19 protein-coding genes and 6 pseudogenes are annotated in these 19,408 nt (G+C 50.6%); 17 read left to right on the top strand and 8 right to left on the bottom strand.

What is annotated here, in order from left to right; all coding sequences use genetic code 11:
• Positions 1 to 6 precede the first annotated feature (6 nt).
• From ABOC21_RS28520 to ABOC21_RS28530, 3 genes and pseudogenes are all read left to right on the top strand, one after another.
• Positions 7 to 191, top strand: a pseudogene (locus ABOC21_RS28520) (IS3 family transposase); the annotation flags it as partial.
• A 2-nt stretch (positions 192 to 193) separates the two neighbouring features.
• Positions 194 to 430: pseudogene (locus ABOC21_RS28525) on the top strand (transposase); the annotation flags it as partial.
• Positions 431 to 603: 173 nt separating this feature from the next.
• A complete protein-coding gene (locus ABOC21_RS28530; protein ID WP_426815789.1) occupies positions 604 to 1,644 on the top strand; it encodes an IS481 family transposase in 1,041 nt (346 codons plus the stop codon).
• 205 nt (positions 1,645 to 1,849) lie between these two features.
• Here ABOC21_RS28530 and ABOC21_RS28535 read toward each other — a convergent pair whose 3' ends face one another.
• Positions 1,850 to 2,782: an IS5 family transposase gene (locus ABOC21_RS28535; protein ID WP_426814827.1), complete on the bottom strand. Its 933-nt coding sequence runs from the start codon at positions 2,780 to 2,782 to the stop codon at positions 1,850 to 1,852.
• A 515-nt stretch (positions 2,783 to 3,297) separates the two neighbouring features.
• On the opposite strand from ABOC21_RS28535, the gene ABOC21_RS28540 reads away from it, so the two are divergent.
• The 3 genes from ABOC21_RS28540 (at position 3,298) to ABOC21_RS28550 (ending at position 4,673) form a co-directional block, all read left to right on the top strand.
• A complete protein-coding gene (locus ABOC21_RS28540) occupies positions 3,298 to 3,648 on the top strand; it encodes a hypothetical protein (RefSeq protein WP_426815790.1) in 351 nt (116 codons plus the stop codon).
• A complete protein-coding gene (locus ABOC21_RS28545; RefSeq protein ID WP_426815791.1) occupies positions 3,648 to 3,971 on the top strand; it encodes a hypothetical protein in 324 nt (107 codons plus the stop codon). Before ABOC21_RS28540 ends, ABOC21_RS28545 begins: the two co-directional genes overlap by 1 nt.
• A 384-nt stretch (positions 3,972 to 4,355) precedes the next feature.
• A complete protein-coding gene (locus ABOC21_RS28550) occupies positions 4,356 to 4,673 on the top strand; it encodes a hypothetical protein (RefSeq protein ID WP_426815792.1) in 318 nt (105 codons plus the stop codon).
• Positions 4,674 to 4,734: 61 nt separating this feature from the next.
• On the opposite strand, the gene ABOC21_RS28555 is transcribed toward ABOC21_RS28550, so the two are convergent.
• On the bottom strand, positions 4,735 to 5,868 hold the full coding sequence (locus tag ABOC21_RS28555; protein WP_426815793.1) for a tyrosine-type recombinase/integrase: 1,134 nt from the start codon (positions 5,866 to 5,868) through the stop codon (positions 4,735 to 4,737).
• Between the two features lie 10 nt (positions 5,869 to 5,878).
• On the opposite strand from ABOC21_RS28555, the gene ABOC21_RS28560 reads away from it, so the two are divergent.
• From ABOC21_RS28560 to ABOC21_RS28570, 3 genes are all read left to right on the top strand, one after another.
• Entirely contained in the window at positions 5,879 to 6,049 is a 171-nt protein-coding gene (locus ABOC21_RS28560; RefSeq protein ID WP_426815794.1) for a hypothetical protein, read from the top strand.
• On the top strand, positions 6,043 to 6,297 hold the full coding sequence (locus tag ABOC21_RS28565; protein ID WP_426815795.1) for an Hha/YmoA family nucleoid-associated regulatory protein: 255 nt from the start codon (positions 6,043 to 6,045) through the stop codon (positions 6,295 to 6,297). The genes ABOC21_RS28560 and ABOC21_RS28565 overlap by 7 nt, the downstream gene beginning before the upstream one ends.
• An 86-nt stretch (positions 6,298 to 6,383) precedes the next feature.
• Positions 6,384 to 6,752, top strand: a complete 369-nt coding sequence (locus ABOC21_RS28570) for a hypothetical protein (RefSeq protein ID WP_426815796.1) — start codon at positions 6,384 to 6,386, stop codon at positions 6,750 to 6,752.
• 7 nt (positions 6,753 to 6,759) lie between these two features.
• Here ABOC21_RS28570 and ABOC21_RS28575 read toward each other — a convergent pair.
• Positions 6,760 to 7,565, bottom strand: a pseudogene (locus ABOC21_RS28575) (IS5 family transposase).
• A gap of 147 nt (positions 7,566 to 7,712) precedes the next feature.
• Here ABOC21_RS28575 and ABOC21_RS28580 point away from each other — a divergent pair.
• The 4 genes from ABOC21_RS28580 (at position 7,713) to ABOC21_RS28595 (ending at position 12,093) form a co-directional block, all read left to right on the top strand.
• Positions 7,713 to 8,660: an IS30 family transposase gene (locus ABOC21_RS28580; RefSeq protein ID WP_426815797.1), complete on the top strand. Its 948-nt coding sequence runs from the start codon at positions 7,713 to 7,715 to the stop codon at positions 8,658 to 8,660.
• A gap of 212 nt (positions 8,661 to 8,872) precedes the next feature.
• Positions 8,873 to 9,301, top strand: coding sequence for an IS200/IS605 family transposase (gene tnpA / locus ABOC21_RS28585; RefSeq protein ID WP_426812394.1), 429 nt, complete (start codon positions 8,873 to 8,875; stop codon positions 9,299 to 9,301).
• A 234-nt stretch (positions 9,302 to 9,535) separates the two neighbouring features.
• Positions 9,536 to 10,735, top strand: coding sequence for a formaldehyde dehydrogenase, glutathione-independent (gene fdhA, locus ABOC21_RS28590; RefSeq protein ID WP_426815798.1), 1,200 nt, complete (start codon positions 9,536 to 9,538; stop codon positions 10,733 to 10,735).
• Between the two features lie 311 nt (positions 10,736 to 11,046).
• On the top strand, positions 11,047 to 12,093 hold the full coding sequence (locus ABOC21_RS28595; RefSeq protein ID WP_426815799.1) for an NAD(P)/FAD-dependent oxidoreductase: 1,047 nt from the start codon (positions 11,047 to 11,049) through the stop codon (positions 12,091 to 12,093).
• Positions 12,094 to 12,131: 38 nt separating this feature from the next.
• On the opposite strand, the pseudogene tnpC (ABOC21_RS28600) reads toward ABOC21_RS28595, so the two are convergent.
• The 4 genes and pseudogenes from tnpC (ABOC21_RS28600) to ABOC21_RS28615 all read right to left on the bottom strand — a co-directional run.
• Positions 12,132 to 12,791: pseudogene (tnpC, locus tag ABOC21_RS28600) on the bottom strand (IS66 family transposase); the annotation flags it as partial.
• Positions 12,792 to 12,822: 31 nt separating this feature from the next.
• Positions 12,823 to 14,436, bottom strand: coding sequence for an IS66 family transposase (tnpC, locus tag ABOC21_RS28605; RefSeq protein ID WP_426811793.1), 1,614 nt, complete (start codon positions 14,434 to 14,436; stop codon positions 12,823 to 12,825).
• Positions 14,437 to 14,456: 20 nt separating this feature from the next.
• On the bottom strand, positions 14,457 to 14,804 hold the full coding sequence (gene tnpB, locus ABOC21_RS28610; protein WP_426811792.1) for an IS66 family insertion sequence element accessory protein TnpB: 348 nt from the start codon (positions 14,802 to 14,804) through the stop codon (positions 14,457 to 14,459).
• Positions 14,804 to 15,217, bottom strand: coding sequence for a transposase (locus tag ABOC21_RS28615; protein WP_426811791.1), 414 nt, complete (start codon positions 15,215 to 15,217; stop codon positions 14,804 to 14,806). Before ABOC21_RS28615 ends, tnpB begins: the two co-directional genes overlap by 1 nt.
• Positions 15,218 to 15,415: 198 nt before the next feature.
• Between ABOC21_RS28615 and ABOC21_RS28620 the strand changes: the two genes are divergently transcribed.
• From ABOC21_RS28620 to ABOC21_RS28635, 4 genes and pseudogenes are all read left to right on the top strand, one after another.
• Positions 15,416 to 16,048: a helix-turn-helix domain-containing protein gene (locus ABOC21_RS28620; protein WP_426815800.1), complete on the top strand. Its 633-nt coding sequence runs from the start codon at positions 15,416 to 15,418 to the stop codon at positions 16,046 to 16,048.
• A gap of 289 nt (positions 16,049 to 16,337) precedes the next feature.
• Positions 16,338 to 17,174, top strand: coding sequence for a C40 family peptidase (locus ABOC21_RS28625; protein WP_426815801.1), 837 nt, complete (start codon positions 16,338 to 16,340; stop codon positions 17,172 to 17,174).
• 11 nt (positions 17,175 to 17,185) lie between these two features.
• Positions 17,186 to 17,416 (top strand): annotated as a pseudogene (locus ABOC21_RS28630) (transposase); the annotation flags it as partial.
• 48 nt (positions 17,417 to 17,464) lie between these two features.
• The gene (locus ABOC21_RS28635; protein WP_426815802.1) at positions 17,465 to 18,412 is read left to right on the top strand and encodes an IS30 family transposase; all 948 of its coding nucleotides are present in this window, start codon (positions 17,465 to 17,467) and stop codon (positions 18,410 to 18,412) included.
• A 143-nt stretch (positions 18,413 to 18,555) separates the two neighbouring features.
• Here ABOC21_RS28635 and ABOC21_RS28640 read toward each other — a convergent pair.
• Positions 18,556 to 19,361 (bottom strand): annotated as a pseudogene (locus ABOC21_RS28640) (IS5 family transposase).
• Positions 19,362 to 19,408: the final 47 nt, after the last annotated feature.

A 19,408-nucleotide genomic window follows, 5' to 3' on the forward strand; every position in this document is an offset into this window, starting at 1 on the left:
TTTTTGCGTCGCCTCAAAAAGATGTATGCCGAAGAGCGACTCAAAGCCGAAATTATTCAGGAGGCCATGGCAAAAAAGTGGTGAAGCCATCGCAGCGAAAGCAGATGGCACAGGATGCGGTCAGAAGCCGGAGCGTCAGCATACGTTTTGCCTGCCAGTTGTTTGCTGTCAGCGAAAGTTGCTATCGCTATTCATCATCGGGATAGGTATCGGTGAGTCAGAAGCCAAAGCGTTCTGGCTGGCCTTCCTGCTGAGCCTGAAGGAGCGAGGTCTGGAGGGTATCTCCGACTCACACAGCGGCCTGAAGGCGGCGAAACAGCAGATGTTCTGTGCCAGCTGGCAGCGCTGCCGGGTCCACTTTATGCGCAATGTGCTGAGCCGCGTCAGTAGGGCAAACCAGTCGGTGGTCCGCGCCGCCCTGCAACAGGTGTGTAAGCGCCCCACGGGGGACGTAGTGTAAGGGTTATTTTACAGGTGAGAGAATCCAGGGCAGCAGTTCTGTGTATTAGTCGCGACTTGATCTGACACTGAGCCTTGAAAGGTTGAGAGTTACCGGTTTTGATATGGGTGTCGAATCCTTATACAATACACGAGGTAACTCTCATGCTTTATACTAACAATCCCATCATCAAACACAAAGCCGGCCTGCTCAATCTGGCCGAAGAACTCGGTAACGTTTCAAAAGCCTGTAAAATCATGGGCGTGTCACGCGACACCTTTTATCGTTATCAGGAGCTGGCTGAAGAAGGCGGTATTGACGCGCTGATTAATCAAAACCGCAGAGTCCCTAACCTGAAGAACCGCGCCGATGAAGCCACTGAACACGCGGTTGTTGAGTATGCCGTTGAGTTCCCGGCTCATGGTCAGCACCGGACCAGTAATGAACTGCGTAAAAAAGGCGTGTTTATCTCCGGCAGCGGCGTGCGCTCCATCTGGCAACGACACGACCTGGAGAACTTCCGTAAGCGCCTGAAGGCGCTTGAGGCAAAAGTCGCCAGAGAAGGCATCGTGCTGACCGACGCTCAAATCGCAGCGCTGGAGAAGAAGGCGCTCGATGACGAGGCCAGCGGTGAAATCGAGACGGCACATCCGGGGTATCTGGGATCGCAGGATACCTTCTGCGTGGGCAATCTGAAAGGTGTGGGCCGTATCTACCAGCAGACGTTCGTGGATACGTACTCAAAAGTGGCGCACTGCAAGCTGTATACGACTAAAACGCCGATCACTGCCGCTGACCTGCTCAATGATCGCGTCCTGCCGTTCTACGAGTCTCAGGGACTGCCAATGCTGAGAATACAGACCGACAGGGGGACGGAGTACTGTGGCAAAGTGGAGCAGCATGATTATCAGCTTTATCTGGCCATCAACGATATCGACCATACGAAAACGAAGGCGATGTCTCCGCAGACGAACGGTATCTGCGAGCGGTTCCATAAAACTATTTTGCAGGAATTTTATCAGGTTACGTTCCGCAAGAAGCTCTATGCAGACGTGGAAAGCCTGCAAAGGGAGCTGGACAACTGGTTGTGGCATTACAATAATGAGCGAACTCATCAGGGGAAAATGTGCTGCGGGCGTACGCCAGTGGCGACTTTACTTGATGGAAAACGGGTCTGGGCAGAAAAAAATCTGAACCAGATTTAATCTGACAGACACCTGTATAAATAACCGGTAACTGTCAGATCAGGTCTGAGCTAGGGAAGGTGCGATTTAATCGGTGGGGTTCAGCGGGGTTCTTCGCTGAGCTGTATTTTCTCTCTGTAAGACGTCTACGAGCACTTTGTACTGGTGAATATTTGCTCTCCATTATTCAATGAATGGCAAAGAACACCCTCATTTTGCACATTATTTACGCTATTCCCGCCAGTTGCGCTGCGCGAACCAGATTCCCCATCGCAAACAGCATTGACAGCCGGTTGTGATTTTTCCTCAGACCCCGTAATCGGGTCTTTCTGAAACCAAACTGGCATTTCAGTATCCGGAACGGATGTTCAACCTTCGCCCTGATACTGGCTTTCACAAATTCATCATGAAGTGCCTGTTTATTCCGACGTGGATGCTGTTTCATTTCTTTTACAGCAAGCGGGCCTTTCGCAATAAACCAGTATTTTGACAGCCCGCTCAGTGACTCCCGCTTTTCCGCCCCCCTGTATCCGGCATCAGCAAACACCACTTCCACAGGCTCCGTAATCAGATTTTCCGCCTGATTAAGGTCATGCTCATTTGCGGCGGTGGTGACCACTTTTTCAGTCAGGCCTGTCGCGGCATCAACCGCAATATGCGCTTTCATACCGAAGTACCACTGATTTCCCTTACGGGTCTGGTGCATCTCCGGGTCACGTTGCCCGGATTTATTTTTCACAGAGCAGGGAGCGGAGATGATGGTGGCATCGATAATCACGCCCTTACGCATCATCAGTCCTGCCTGCTTCAGTTTAAGGTTAATCAGGGACAGTACCTGTTCACCGGCATTATGTTTCTCCAGAAAATGACGGAAATTCATGATGGTGGTGCGGTCGGGGACGCAGCAGTCGATACCGGCAAACTGACGAAATGGCAGCATGTCATGGAGGGCATCTTCGGCAGCACTGTCACTGAGGTCAAACCAGAGTTGCAGGCAGTGAATGCGCAGCATGAGCAGCAGAGGAAAAGGTCTGCGTCCCCGTCGGGACGAGGGATACCACGGGAGCAGAATATCAGCGATATCGGACCACGGGACGAGAACATCCATACGGTCGAGGAACTGTTTTTTGCGGGAGGAATAGCTGGCAAGAGCGGGCATCGTGAAAAGTCTATGGCAAAGAAAGGGTTATATTCTCATAACTGACGATTAAATCGCACCTTCCCTAGTACACATGACGCAACCGAGTGAAGACAGATTTCTGGCTGAGTTACTGACTGTGCATCATTTCCTGTCAGATCCAACCATTCTGTGGCATATGGAGAAACGGGTATATGCAAGTACCACCATATGGGCCAGTACTTCGCCCTGGTTGCCTGATATTTATCAACGCAAAGCCAGTACGCCCGGTGTGCTCAAGATCATCCGGTTTATGCATGCTCTTTTCCCTAAATAGCTGCGCGGAATAGTGCTACACTTTTTGCCAGCCCTCGCTGGACAAGGGATTGGGGCTGTTCTCCCCGCTAATCAGCACTACGTCGGTCTGGCGATGTTTTGCTCTTGCGTAACTGCCACATGTCAATAAATGGCAAGTGTAGCGGTATTAGACGCAGCTATTTAGACTCAACACATCGGTGGAAACCAGTGAGCAGGGCTACGAGCAGGCTCTGACCAGCATGAATCTTGAAATCCCTTGCTGGCCTGTGATGCCACAGTTTGACTGTGAACTCGGTACAGTTCAGGTCACTATAGGAGGGATGATCCGTTACACAGAAACCATGAGCAATAAAAATTGCAGAACCCCGCTTGCTCTGATGATGAAGAGTTTCAGAAAAGGGATGATCCCCGTAGATAAACTGCCAGAGAGCAAGACATCAAGGCTTACGCAACTTGATATGAATACCGCTGGTGAGGTTTATTCTCATACCACCTGGCCGAGGTATCGCTATGTGTTTGTTCCAGGCGAGGGCGGCATTAAGAAACTGGTGAATGTAGTCAGGTTGAAATCAAAACCCTCGGAGGAATAATGACTTATGCAATTTTCATGGTCGTAACCGCCCTGTGTGCGTTTGGCCTTAATATTCTGACAAGCAAAATCGGGACAGGTGCGAGCCAGAATATTCGGGGTGACGGTACGGAAGGTATGACATTACGGTGTATCATTTCCTTTATTCTACTTCTCGTGGCTTTATTTTTGCCCATTAAACCGGCAGTTATTCATCTGGGGGTGGAATTTGCTGCACTGGTAAATTTCATTGCCTCTGTGGTTCTTTACACCCTTGCGGGTATCAAGGTAAAATGGAGATTAAAAAAACAGCGAAAAGCCGAAAAGGCAGCCCAGAAACGATAACAAATGAAATCACCCAGCATTTTCCTTCGTGAAACGCTCCAGAAACGATTCTGGAACAAGATGCTGTATTTCTCCGTCTTCCAGCTGCACGGCAGCATAATTAAGAAATAAGGTCGATTACCAATGGCAAGGTAAATGAGGCTCAGTCTGTATCAATTCTGAGCGGCGATGTATTGCGTGTTTTTCCTGACCATGTAGTTCTGCCTGAAACTATTGCCCAACAGAAGTCAGTGTTAACACAAGAGTAATAACCATTCCTTCTATACCCAAGTAACTTCAAGATGCAGGATGATAGTACTCCAACAACTTCTCCCTGGCGCGGCCTTGGGTTCAGGCTCCACCAACTTAAAGTATCATTGGTATAACATTCCATCCGGAGGGACAATGAATAATAAACGAACAATGACTACCCGCGAACAGATAAAAGTAAATGGAGAGATTCAAGAGAGAACAGCCACACATATTGTAACGGGCGCACATGGGTACGAAACACTCTGCACAAGTGGTTATAATATCAACAGGGATGAGCAGGGTGAAATAATCCATAATTGCGAGAAGATAGCCGAGAATGAATTACCGGTTACCTGTCCTATGTGTCGTGTCGTCTGGTTTCATACGCATGAATTCAGTGTGACTGACTTTGACACACTATCTGGCAGCGGTAATTTTGTATTAACCGGTCTAAAGGAGATTAATATTTAACGTTTTTTCATTAACCCACACAGAACGTGAACACCTGAGTGCCGGTACATCCGGACTCTGGTTATATATCGTCCAGATGATTGCGCATAAAGCTCACCATGGCTTTTTCACTGGCAAGGTATGCCCTGATATACCGGAAAACCATCTTCGGATCAGACCAGTTTCCCATCTCCGTAATTTTCTCCAGAGTGTATCCATCCTTAAACAGCTCAATAGCCCCCCCTACACGCACACTATGGCCTGTCCACTTAAGGTACCGGCCAGACTGCCGGTTATCACCCACTTTACCTGCCATATCCCACAGGCGTGAAAATGCCTGGTTCAGTGAATTGGAGGACAGAATACCTACATCCTCTCGTGTGACCTGTGAATCATTCTGCAGCTGAGTGAGCAACTCCTGATTGAAGCCAGCCTTCAGGAACATGCTATCTATAGATTTGCCTTTGGATAACTTACTGCTGGTGGCCGGAAAATACCGATTGGTATAGACATTGACGGGTTGAAAGAGGTAACGGTTCCCGAAGGCTTCTGTGTCCGTATACTCCACCGTTTCAATCAGTCGCCTGACGTGTTGGCTGCACTGTGGCGAAAGTTGAAACGTCAGGTTGCTCGACAGGCTTGTTTTGGTTCGCATCACATCCAGAAGGTAACAGGAACTGTCATTTTGCCATTTGAGGTCACCGGCTTTAATCCTCCGGATTTCCACATTACGCAGCAGCGTTTCAAAACCAACCCAGATCATAGCAAGGTCTCGCATATCCCTGACGTCGTCGCTCTTCCGGAGCACCCGACGGAGTATATTGAGATCTGCAACCATAAAAGGAAGCGCCTGGCCGGTAACCACTTTTTTCTCATTTTCACGCGCCCGCCAGACCTGGACAAGCGCCTTAATAAGAACGTTGCGGAAGTCAGGAAATCCGAGACTCCCGTTAACGCTCGCAAGGCATGCAATGAAATGAGAAATGGTCGCCATTTTGACGGAACCATTCAGCCCGTTGATATAACGCTCTACATCCACAGCAGCCACAGGGAAGGGCGTCAGGCCGTTTTTGGCACACCATGATGACCAGACCCGGGTGGTCCTTAGCTGGCTTTTCGCAGTGTTGTAGCGGCGGAAACGTAACAGCTTAAGCGCATCCAGAGCGCTCATGTCATCAGGTCGTGAAAGGGCTATCAGCTTAGTTTTATCTGTCATGGAAGATCTCATGTCATTTAACAGTACTGGTTTTATAACCAGCATGTTAACAGTATTTTTGTTCAAAGCCAGGAACAAACACAAAAAACCAGAATTGCCTGACTTGCCAGTCTGGGGGCATTCATTTATTGTTTCCGAAAATATAGAGATTTTTGAAAATGCACCTGAGCGTCGTTGTTGAAAAGCCCAAATGCTGAAAGCAGCCTCAGAGAAGTTTATCTCCTGAAGTTCAGAAAATGCAGTACAACACAAACCCTTGATAAAGTTTTTGAACGTATCCAGGATAAATTAAGCGAGGAAGGTCGAGCAATAAACGAAATTATCAGTCTGAATGGTGCTTATGACCACCGAAGATCTGAGATTTATATGAAAAAGATATATGACAAAATTCCCACTTCTGTGTGGCGTCTCATGCCTGATGATATTTAAATATTTCTCCAGTGAACCATGTTATTTCCGGTTTGAGTAAGGCGGTTGATGTAGAATATTTTATCTGCATTAAACGAGGAATCAACATGAAACGCAATGCACGAAAGTGGATCCCATTTGGTTTTGATAAAGACACAAATACAATCGTTGATATTGCCAGTGTTGAAAATGGTCTTTCGTGCAACTGTATTTGCCTCATATGTGGCACGTCACTGATAGCCAAACAGGGACAAAGTAAAAAATGGCATTTCACCCACTCCATGGATGTCAAAGGCGTTTGCAGTGAACTGACCTTACAACATCTAAAAAAATACATTCAGATTAAGATACAGGAGAAACAATTTCTGGCCTTTCCACACCTTTTGCACGGTAAGGATAAAGGTGTTGTCACACTGAAAAACATCACGGCTAATGGGATTGTATGCGGGCTGAATGCTGACCGCGAATTCAGATAATAAGAGGCTATCCCAATAGGTGCTTATTCCAGACAATGACACCGCAGACAAAATGCAGCATGGCTTCGTAGTTCCCGACTTTTTTCTCCCACGGCGTCAGTATCCGCCGGAACCGGTTCATCCAGCTATGCGTTCTTTCCACTACCCAACGGTGCGCTTTAAATTCTGTCGTTCTGAGGGCTTCTGACTCCTCTTTCCGTGACTGTATATGAGGTTCATACCGACGAAGCTTCAGATATGCCGCAAGCCATTCGGCTTCATAACCTTTGTCCATACACAGTCTCAACCTTTTACCGGGTCGGCCCGTCTGAAGTGCATCAGGCGTCTCTGCAACTAACCGGATATCGTGAGTATTGGCTCCGCTGACAACGACTGAGAGTGGCAGACCGTTACCATCGGTCATCAGACTGCGTTTTACTCCCTGTTTTCCCCGGTCAGTGGGGTTGCGCCCCGTTTTTTTGAGCCTGAAAGCGGCGATTTTGTCATGCAACCATCCATCGACAACCATGACCAGTCAATGGCATCAGGCTTCTCACAGGCCAGCAATCCGTTCTGCCAGAACCGCTCGAAAACGCCGGCATCCCGCCACTCCTGGAAACGACGATGGGCTGAGCTTGATGAGCAAATACCTGTCACATTCAGCGCATTCCACTGACACCCTGTTCTGAGCACGAAGAAAATGGCGTTCATCGCGGCACGATTATCAACACGCCTGCGATGCGTGCCCAACGGATGGTTGGTCTTGTGTTCCGGGAGCAGTGGAGCCATTTTTTCCCAGAGTTCATCGCTAATCTGCCATTTAATGCCTGCCATGCTTTTCCCTCATCAATTACCGTAACGCAGTATACTGCAATTCCTTTTGGGATGGGCTCTAAGTGCAACGCTCGGTCATGTGGATGGAGGGACGGTTAGCTGCCGATAAGCTATCCTGCTCTTCCGACCAAAGATGAGCGAGTCACTATGAAATATCAGCAGCTAACCGAAGGGTTACGATACCAGATAGCCCTGTTGTGTGAAGACAAATTTAGTCAGGCTGAGATTGGCCGCCGCTTAGGCGTGAGCAAGTCAACGGTCTCGCGGGAACTGCGTCGTAATCGTTCTGTAGATGGCTACCAGCCAGCGGCAGCACAGAAGCTTAGTACCAGTCGTCGTAAAGCGGCCGGCAAACGCAGGATGCGCGAGGATACAGTCTTCTTTGTTGAGGCAGCGCTAAACTGGCTGTGGAGCCCGGAACAGATCAGCGCCGTTGGCCATATCATCGACAGGCCGGTTAGTCACGAGTGGATTTACCAGCACGTGACCTGCGATAAATCAGAGGGCGGTGAGCTGTATAAGCTCCTCCGACAGGGTAAACGCCGCTATCGCAAAGGCTATGGTAAAAAGCGAAGTCCGATTCCTGACGCCGTATCCATCGAGCAGAGACCAGCCGTTGTTAATGCTCGTACCCGACTGGGTGACTGGGAAGCGGATCTTGTACTGGGTAAACAAGGCACCGGAGCCATCGTGACGCTGGTCGAGCGTAAAAGCCGTATTTATCTGACGAAAAAGGTGTTTTCGTCAGATTCAGCCGAAGTGGCCACAGCCATTATCTCGATGTTGAGCGGCTACAAAGATGTCTGCCATACCATCACGTTCGACAATGGCGGGGAGTTTACTCAGCACAAAGAGATCGCAGCGGCCCTGGAAACGGAAACCTGTTTTGCTCACCCCTATGCTTCGTGGGAACGTGGGCTAAATGAGAATACCAATGGGCTGTTGAGGCAGTTTATCCCCAAAGGAACTGACCTGACAGCAGTGACGGATGACGAGCTCCGCAAGTACCAGGGAGCACTGAACAGCAGGCCACGAAAATGCCTCGAATTCCGGCAGCCTTCAGTGGTCTTTGCAGAGTTAAGACAGGCGGCTTAGCGTTGCACTTCGAACTTGAATCCGCCACGCAGTATACTGCAATTCCTTTTGGGATAGACTCTAAGTTTCCCACTGAAATTACCCGCATATTGAATGGTGATTAATTTAATTAAATCCGGTAACCCCCCGGCTTTGCCGGGGGACTCCGAAAGGTTTGACCTTTAAGTCAGTCGCGCGAATCTGAAATCTCCGCCAAGAGATGAGGATTCGTGATGAGAGACTATCAGAGCTTAAGCCATACGAAATGGGACTGTAAATATCACGTGGTTTATATCCCTAAACGCCGGAAGCAGCGGTTATATGGTGCGCTGCGGCATGAGTTGGGAAAAATATTCCACGAGCTTGCGAGCCAGAAGGGCTGTCAGATTCTGGAGGGGCATCTGATGCGCGATCATGTCCACATGTGCATCAGCATACCGCCAAAGTACTCGGTATCGACAGTAGTCGGCTATCTGAAGGGAAAAAGTGCGATAGCGATAGCACGACACTTCGGCAGAGGTAAAAACTTCACCGGTGAAGTTTTCTGGGCTCGAGGTTATTTCGTTTCAACCGTTGGTTTGGATGAAGCCACGGTCAGGGCGTACATACGCAACCAGGAGAGAGAAGACGAACGATACGATCAAATGAAACTGAACGTATAGCAGCCGCCCTGGGCGGCTCATGGTTTGTCGGCGCCTTTGAGGCGCTCACCCTAAAGCCTCCGGCTCTGCCGGAGGATACTTACTGTGACGCCTTGCACACATCACGAATAATAACGCGATAAATCTCACTCGTTAGCGGGGAGGTTATTAAGCTTAAGGGGGTAGAGTATGTATCTATGCTCAACTGCGACATTCGAAACTTAATATCCAGCCAACTATCTGAAAGGTACTCACATGTCTGAAAATCGTGGAGTGGTCTACATAGGTAAAGGTAAAGTTGAAGTCCAGTCGATTGATTATCCAAAAATGCACGATCCACGGGGGAAGAAAATAGAACACGGGGTGATTCTCAAAGTGTTATCCACCAATATCTGCGGTTCCGATCAACATATGGTACGCGGGCGAACTACCGCTCAGGAAGGCCTGGTGCTCGGCCATGAAATCACCGGCGAGGTGATTGAAATCGGGCGTGATGTCGAAAGGTTTACTCTTGGCGATGTGGTGTCGGTGCCGTTCAACGTTGCCTGTGGCCGCTGTCGTTCCTGTAAGGAACAACATACCGGCGTCTGCTTGACGGTCAATCCGGCCCGTGCCGGAGGTGCGTATGGCTACGTAGATATGGGCGATTGGGTCGGCGGCCAGGCGAAGTATGTGCTGGTGCCCTACGCCGATTTCAACTTACTCAAGCTGCCGGACCGTGAGCAGGCTTTGGAGAAAATCAGAGACTTAACCTGTCTTTCCGATATTCTGCCGACCGGCTTTCATGGCGCAGTCACCGCAGGCGTCGGTCCCGGCAGCACCGTCTATGTGGCCGGGGCCGGTCCGGTGGGAATGGCGGCGGCGGCGTCAGCCCGTCTGCTGGGTGCGGCAGTGGTGATTGTCGGTGATATGAATGAGGCGCGCATTAAACATGCGGCGCAACAGGGTTTCGAAGTGGTTGATCTCAGTAAAGATACCCCGTTGCATGAGCAGATTGCCGACATCCTCGGCGAACCCGAAGTGGATTGTGCCATCGATGCTGTCGGTTTTGAGGCGCGTGGGCACGGTCATGAAGGCGCGCAGCATGAAGCTCCGGCCACGGTGCTCAATGCGCTGATGCAGGTGACGCGTGTGGCAGGGAAAATTGGGGTGCCCGGTCTGTACGTCACTGAAGATCCGGGGGCGGTCGATCAGGCGGCGAAAATGGGTAGCCTGAGCATTCGTCTCGGACTGGGCTGGGCCAAATCACACGCCTTCCATACCGGGCAGGCGCCGGTAATGAAATACAATCGTCAACTGATGCAGGCTATTCTGTGGGATCGCATTCCAATTGCCAAAATAGTGGGTGTTGAAGTGATTTCTCTGGAAGATGCACCGTGCGGTTACAGTGAATTTGATTCCGGCGTGCCGAAGAAATTTGTTATTGATCCGCATTTCTCTTTCTCGAAGCCTTAACCAGAGAACCTATTTTTTTGTGATACTGTTATCGGGTCATTGTTAGGGAAGGTGCGATTTAATCATTCATAGTTCTGTTCATGACTACAATGATTGCCGTTCATCCATCGTTTTCACTGATTTTGGTGGTTTTTTGCTCACTTATGATACGATGACAGGGCGAAAAAATGGTTCCCATCGAATTAATCGCACCTTCCCTAACGCGCCGTCCTGAATAGTCGTGGTGACGAGTTTTGCAATTCTGCGAAGTTTCCTATAGCGGACTACTTTTGCATCATGACATGAATATGTTTCCCACACAGGAGAAGGCAGTGACTAAAAAAAGGATCGTCATCGTGGGAGCAGGGATTACTGGTGTATCAATCGCATGGCATCTTGCCCACCTTGAATTTGACGTCACCATTGTTGAGCAAGATATGCCTGCATCAGGTGCGACCGGTAGCGCGTTTGGCTGGCTGACAGGTGTAGTGAATGATGATGCGCCTGATGTGTTTATCCGGCGCGCCGCACTTGCGGATTGGCACAGGCTGGGAGAACACATACCGGAACTTCAAATTAAATGGGGTGGTTCGTTAACATATGGAGCAACATCCGAATCCTGCCTGAAGGACGAACGCCTCCTCCACAAGGCTGAAATTTCCCTTCTTGAGCCTGCGTTGATAAATCCTCCCTCGCAGGCACGCTATGCTGCAAAAGATGGTGCCATTGATGCCACCAACGCGACACGTATATTACTGGACAAAGCCTGTGAGAAGGGCGTCGAACTTAATACCCAAACAACCGTTATAGGTCTTTGCATGACTGAGGGGAAGGTAACAGGCGTGCTGACTTCTCGGGGTAAACTAAATGCAGATTGCGTTGTGCTGGCCTGTGGTACTGGTATTCCCGCCCTGACTGAGCGGATGGTTACTCCTGTGCCGGTTTTGTCATCACCAGCCATATTACTGCGCTTTGCGGTCCACCAGAGCTTGATTAAAACGATCATCTCAGGTGATGACATTGAGGTTCGACATGCCCGCAATGGGGATTTATTAGCCGCAGAGGATTATCCTGCAAATGGCAACGTAAAGGAAACAGCGGTTGCTGCACAAATGGCTCTAAGAAGCAGGTTCACGGGCGCAGAGTCGGCTTCTCTCATCCAGTACTCGGTAGGAGAGCGCCCTGTCATACAGGATGGGTATCCAGTTCTTGGTTTTACTGATGAGAGCAGAACCGTTTACGTCGCCTCTATGCACCCTGCCGTTACTTGCGCAGCGACGATTGGCAGACTGGTTTCTGAAGAATTATGCGACGGTCAGAGCAATACAATCCCGCAATGTTACCGACCATCCCGCTTCATAGATAAACTTATAGTTTAATTAATGGTAAGCGCCCCATAATGAACGTGGCGTAAGGATTATTTTACGGAGGATAGGTTCCAGGGCAGCAGCTCATGTACCCGGTTTGAAGGCCAGTCGTTGATCTTGCTTATCACCTCGCACAACCAACCTTCCGGCTCCACACCGTTCAGTTTGCAGGTGCCAAGCAGGCTGTAGATGATGGCTGCTGCCTCACCCCCGTTGTCAGAGCCGAAGAACAGGTAGTTCTTTCTGCCAACCGCCACCGCGCGCAGCGCGTTTTCTCCGATGTTATTGTCGATTTCCACCTGACCGTTACGGCAGTACTCATTCAGGGCGTGCCACTGTTTCAGTATGTACGCGAACGCCTTCGCCGTCTCCGCGTGAACCGACAGCGTCGTCATTTGCGCCTCTATCCACTCGTGCAGCGATGTCATCAGCGGAACCGACCGTGCTTTTCTTATCTGCAGCCGTTTCCCGGCCGGGCTGCCGCGTATTTCCGCCTCGATGGCATACAACGCACCTATACGGTTCAGCGCTTCATTCGTCATTTCTGTCGGGCGTCGAACATGCTCATCGTGGATTTTCCTTCTGGCATGCGCCATGCACGCTGCTTCTCTGATGTGCCCGGACTCATACAGCGTGTCGTAAGCACCGTACGCATCTGCCTGAAGCACGCCTCTGTACCCTGAGAGATGTCGCTGAGGATGTTCCCCCTGTAAGCGCCCCATAATGAACGTGGCGTAAGGATTATTTTACGGAGGATAGGTTCCAGGGCAGCAGCTCATGTACCCGGTTTGAAGGCCAGTCGTTGATCTTGCTTATCACCTCGCACAACCAACCTTCCGGCTCCACACCGTTCAGTTTGCAGGTGCCAAGCAGGCTGTAGATGATGGCTGCTGCCTCACCCCCGTTGTCAGAGCCGAAGAACAGGTAGTTCTTTCTGCCAACCGCCACCGCGCGCAGCGCGTTTTCTCCGATGTTATTGTCGATTTCCACCTGACCGTTACGGCAGTACTCATTCAGGGCGTGCCACTGTTTCAGTATGTACGCGAACGCCTTCGCCGTCTCCGCGTGAACCGACAGCGTCGTCATTTGCGCCTCTATCCACTCGTGCAGCGATGTCATCAGCGGAACCGACCGTGCTTTTCTTATCTGCAGCCGTTTCCCGGCCGGGCTGCCGCGTATTTCCGCCTCGATGGCATACAACGCACCTATACGGTTCAGCGCTTCATTCGTCATTTCTGTCGGGCGTCGAACATGCTCATCGTGGATTTTCCTTCTGGCATGCGCCATGCACGCTGCTTCTCTGATGTGCCCGGACTCATACAGCGTGTCGTAAGCACCGTACGCATCTGCCTGAAGCACGCCTCTGTACCCTGAGAGATGTCGCTGAGGATGTTCCCCCTTACGGTCCGCTGAGTACGAGAACCAGACTGCCGGCGGTTCTGGCACCCCGGCGTTACGGTCATCCCGGACGTAGACCCACAGCCGACCGGTTCGCGTTTTACCACTCCCGGGCTCCAGCACCCTGACCGGCGTGTCATCAGTGTGCACCTTGCCAGCCTGCATAACGTACTGGTTGAGCGCCTCATGCAGCGGACGAAGCCGGTTGCCCATCATCGCGACCCAGCGGACCATCGTGTTACGGCTCAGCGCCAGTCCATGACGGGCGTAGATTTCTGTCTGCCGGTACAGCGGCGTATGCTCCACATATTTTCCGACCAGGATGCGGGCCAGCAGGCTGCTGCCCACACGACTGCCTTCTACCGGCTTTGCCGGGAGCGGGGCCTGCACGATAACGTCGCACCGGCTGCACGCCAGCTTCGGTCGGACCGTTTCGATGATTTTAAAGGCGGTTTTGATGATCTCCAGTTGCTCAGAGAGAGTTTCTCCCATCACCTTCAGCTCTCCACCACATGACAGGCAGACGCTGGTCGCTGGCAGTAAGGTCTGTGTTTCCCGAGGCAGGTCGGCTGGCAGCGGTTTTCGGGCGGTGTGGCGGGTGGGTTTTTCTGGCGTCGTTTGCGACACGACAACACTATCTGCTGGTATATCCGGTACCGGCTCGTTGCCATTCAGGCAGGTTTTTGCCGCCTCCAGTCGGCTTTCCAGCTCTGACAACCGTTTCTCTGCCTGGCGGATTTTGTTTTCCAGCTTATTACGGCTCTTTTCCGAACTCTGACCGAACAGCATTCGCCGTAGTTTATCCAGCTGTGCTTTCAGGCGGTTGATTTCCTGCTCATAACCCGCCACCTGGCCTGCATACTGGCGCAACCGGGTCTGCTGGTCGTTCAGCATCGCCCGCTGTTTACGCAGCATGGCTTTTAACTGGTCGATATCGTCAGGGAGTTCATTTTTCATACACCCGACATTACAACAGGTTACACCCGCAGGCCAGGACGTTGTGATGACTGTGGATGTTTCCAGTTGAGGCCTTCCAGCAGCATAGCCAGTTGCGCCGGGGTCAGATGGATCTTCCCGTCGCTGACAGCGGGCCAGACGAAGTGTCCACGCTCAAGACGTTTGATGAACAGGCACAGACCATCCTCATCGGACCACAGTAGCTTTACCATATCACCACGGCGCCCCCGGAAGATGAACAGGTGGCCGCTGAATGGGTCCTCGTTGAGGACATTCTGCACGCGGGAGGCCAGGCCGTTGAAGCCGTTTCTCATGTCGGTAACGCCCGTCACCAGCCAGATGCGGGAACCCGCAGGAAGGGATATCATCAGCCACCTCTCTTCAGTTCGCGAACCAGAGCCGACAGCATGGCCGGGGTGAGGTTGCCGGACAGCTTCAGGCGTGCACGGCCGATACTGACCTCACAGCATTGCCCGGCATCCGGTGGCAGGCTTTGCGCTGATGCTGCCGGGAGCTCGGGCAGCGCGGGTCGTGAGTATTCGGTGGTCACAACAGGAACGATATCGTCACTGATAATGGCCGGTGCTGGGGGTGTATCAGATGGCTCATCAACCAGATGACGATAGCGCTGACGCCAGGTGAACAGCAGGTTGTCATTAATCCCGTTCTGGCGGGCAAGCCGTGCCACGCAGGCACCGGGTTGCAGTGATCGCTGAACCAGGTCGAGTTTGAACGGCATGGAGTAGGTAGCCCGCTGGCGTGGGACTGTCGGTTGGGTCATTTGTGATAGAGTCCATTTAAAAATTAAGTGGACTCTATCATCACCGGATTAAAGGTACGTCGACAGACGTCGTTGCCGGGGCGCTTACAATTAATGTGTATTAGTCGCGACTTGATCTGACACTGAGCCTTGAAAGGTTGAGAGTTACCGGTTTTGATATGGGTGTCGAATCCTTATACAAAACGCGAGGTAACTCTCATGCTTTATACTAACAATCCCATCATCAAACACAAAGCCGGCCTGCTCAATCTGGCCGAAGAACTCGGTAACGTTTCAAAAGCCTGTAAAATCATGGGCGTGTCACGCGACACCTTTTATCGTTATCAGGAGCTGGCTGAAGAAGGCGGTATTGACGCGCTGATTAATCAAAACCGCAGAGTCCCTAAGCTGTATACGACTAAAACGCCGATCACTGCCGCTGACCTGCTCAATGATCGCGTCCTGCCGTTCTACGAGTCTCAGGGACTGCCAACGCTGAGAATACAGACCGACAGGGGGACGGAGTACTGTGGCAAAGTGGAGCAGCATGATTATCAGCTTTATCTGGCCATCAACGATATCGACCATACGAAAACGAAGGCGATGTCTCCGCAGACGAACGGTATCTGCGAGCGGTTCCATAAAACCATTTTGCAGGAATTTTATCAGGTTACGTTCCGCAAGAAGCTCTATGCAGACGTGGAAAGCCTGCAAAGGGAGCTGGACAACTGGTTGTGGCATTACAATAATGAGCGAACTCATCAGGGGAAAATGTGCTGCGGGCGTACGCCAGTGGCGACTTTACTTGATGGAAAACGGGTCTGGGCAGAAAAAAATCTGAACCAGATTTAATCTGACAGACACCTGTATAAATAACCGGTAACTGTCAGATCAGGTCTGAGCTAGTACAGCTAAGGTAAGGCTAATACAGCTAAGGGCTCCACTGAACCCCACCGATTAAATCGCACCTTCCTTAGCGGGGGCAACTCCAGTCCGCCCCATTAATTAAATTTTCTTAATTTTTCAACTATATCCTTTTGAGTGAGTATATTTTAAGGAATACTGTAACTATTAATGTCACCATTAGGTCAGTATTGACATGCATTTATTAGTTATGACATTTTTGTTTCTTTTCAGTAACATGCCAATTGCAATTTCCAAAGCAGCAGCATCACCACATCAAGTTGCTATAAGCACTGATTATAGTGTGGACTCACAGAGGTCCAAAATCGAACTACGGCCCTCCAATAATACTATTCATTCGGTAAAACTCCGTATCTTATTAAATCAGTATGATAAGAACCAACAGGAAAAAACGACTAGAACAGCAAGGATTGCTTCCACTCAGGGAGAAACAGTTGTCCATCAGATGCCACATTCTTTTCGTTACATCGGACTGAAAAAAGATCCTACCGCTAAGGCATTAGTTAGAAGAGGGCTTTTGAAAACAACCCTGCGAAGAAATCCAGAATACAGAAACTTTGTTTCAGCTAAGATTTCGTTCTCCCAAGCATCCCGTGTCATTGACGATGTTCCAATAAGACTGGCCTTAAGTGATACCCATAAAAAACGCTACCTACGAGTCAGGCAGTCTGCAATTAATAAGTTGATGGAACAACTAGGTAAACCTTACCGTTGGGGAGGAGCCTCTCCTTACAGTGGCTTCGATTGCAGCGGACTCGTGTACTATGCTTATAAAGATCTGGTTAAAGCCCCTCTTCCCAGAACAGCGAATGAAATGTTTCATCACCGTAATGCGGACTCGATCAAACAGAATGAGCTGGAACAAGGAGACCTAGTATTCTTTCGCATTCACAAAGGTTCAGTCGATCATGTAGGCGTATATATTGGCAACAATCATTTTATCCAGTCACCACGTACAGGTTCTGATATACGAATCAGTAAACTTACCGATGATTACTGGCAAAATCATTATGTCGGAGCCCGACGGGTAGTCACACCACAAACGATTCGCTAAATTGTCCCGCCCCAAAAGCGGTGTTAGCGGATAAGGGCTACTCGAGTCAGTCCCTGCGTGATCATCTTAAAATCAGAGGAATAAAGTCAGTCATTCCGTTGAAATCAAATGAAAAAGCCAGCCGTGATGGTCGCCGAAAGTTGAATGTCAGGTTGTACAAAAAGCGCAATGTTGTCGAACGTTGCTTCGCGAATTCAGATAATAAGTGCAACGCTCGGTCATGTGGATGGAGGGACGGTTAGCTGCCGATAAGCTATCCTGCTCTTCCGACCAAAGATGAGCGAGTCACTATGAAATATCAGCAGCTAACCGAAGGGTTACGATACCAGATAGCCCTGTTGTGTGAAGATAAAGTGAGTCAGGCAGAGATTGCCCGCCGCTTAGACGTCAGCAAATCAACGGTCTCGCGGGAACTGCGTCGTAATCGTTCTGTAGATGGCTACCAGCCAGCGGCAGCACAGAAGCTCAGTACCAGCCGCCGTAAAGGGGCCGGCAAACGCAGGATGCACGAGGATACGGTCTTCTTTGTTGAGGCTGCGCTAAACTGGCTGTGGAGTCCGGAACAGATCAGCGCCGTTGGCCGTATCATCGGCAGGCCGGTTAGTCACGAGTGGATTTACCAGCATGTTCAGGCTGATAAAGCCAGTGGCGGCGAACTATACAAGCTCCTCCGGCAGGGTAAACGCCGCTATCGCAAAGGCTATGGTAAAAAGCGAAGTCCGATACCTGACGCCGTATCCATCGAACAGAGACCGGCCGTTGTTGATGCTCGTACCCGACCGGGTGACCGGGAAGCGGATCTGGTTCCGGGTAAACAAGGCACCGGAGCCATCGTAACGCTGGTCGAGCGTAAAAGCCGTATTTATCTGACGAAAAAGGTGTTTTCGAAAGATTCAGGCGAAGTGGCCACAGCCATTATCTCGATGCTGAGCGGCTACAAAGATGTCTGCCATACCATCACGTTCGACAATGGCAAGGAGTTTACTCAGCACAAAGAGATCGCAGCGGCCCTGGAAACGGAAACCTGCTTCGCTCACCCCTATGCTTCGTGGGAACGTGGGCTAAATGAGAATACCAATGGGCTGTTGAGGCAGTTTATCCCCAAAGGAACTGACCTGACAGCAGTGACGGATGACGAGCTCCGCAAGTACCAGGGAGCACTGAACAGCAGGCCACGAAAATGCCTCGAATTCCGGCAGCCTTCAGTGGTCTTTGCAGAGTTAAGAAAGGCGGCTTAGCGTTGCACTTCGAACTTGAATCCGCCAGGTGCGATTTAATCGGTGGGCCCCGAGATGAGCGGCACTATCCGCCGGGAGAGTGTTTTGTCTGCGAAATCAGGCTGCCAGATCCTTATTTGTATTAGGGAGGTGCGATTTAGAGGCTATCCCAATAGGTGCTTATTCCAGACAATGACACCGCAGACAAAATGCAGCATGGCTTCGTAGTTCCCGACTTTTTTCTCCCACGGCGTCAGTATCCGCCGGAACCGGTTCATCCAGCTATGCGTTCTTTCCACTACCCAACGGTGCGCTTTAAATTCTGTCGTTCTGAGGGCTTCTGACTCCTCTTTCCGTGACTGTATATGAGGTTCATACCGACGAAGCTTCAGATATGCCGCAAGCCATTCGGCTTCATAACCTTTGTCCATACACAGTCTCAACCTTTTACCGGGTCGGCCCGTCTGAAGTGCATCAGGCGTCTCTGCAACTAACCGGATATCGTGAGTATTGGCTCCGCTGACAACGACTGAGAGTGGCAGACCGTTACCATCGGTCATCAGACTGCGTTTTACTCCCTGTTTTCCCCGGTCAGTAGGGTTGCGCCCCGTTTTTTTGAGCCTGAAAGCGGCGATTTTGTCATGCAACCATCCATCGACAACCATGACCAGTCAATGGCATCAGGCTTCTCACAGGCCAGCAATCCGTTCTGCCAGAACCGCTCGAAAACGCCGGCATCCCGCCACTCCTGGAAACGACGATGGGCTGAGCTTGATGAGCAAATACCTGTCACATTCAGCGCATTCCACTGACACCCTGTTCTGAGCACGAAGAAAATGGCGTTCATCGCAGCACGATTATCAACACGCCTGCGATGCGTGCCCAACGGATGGTTGGTCTTGTGTTCCGGCAACAGTGGTGCCATTTTTTCCCAGAGTTCATCGCTAATCTGCCATTTAATGCCTGCCATGCTTTTCCCTCATCAATTACCGTAACGCAGTATACTGCAATTCCTTT

It is taken from the genome of Klebsiella sp. WOUb02, assembly GCF_050058015.1.
GTDB lineage: Bacteria > Pseudomonadota > Gammaproteobacteria > Enterobacterales > Enterobacteriaceae > Klebsiella.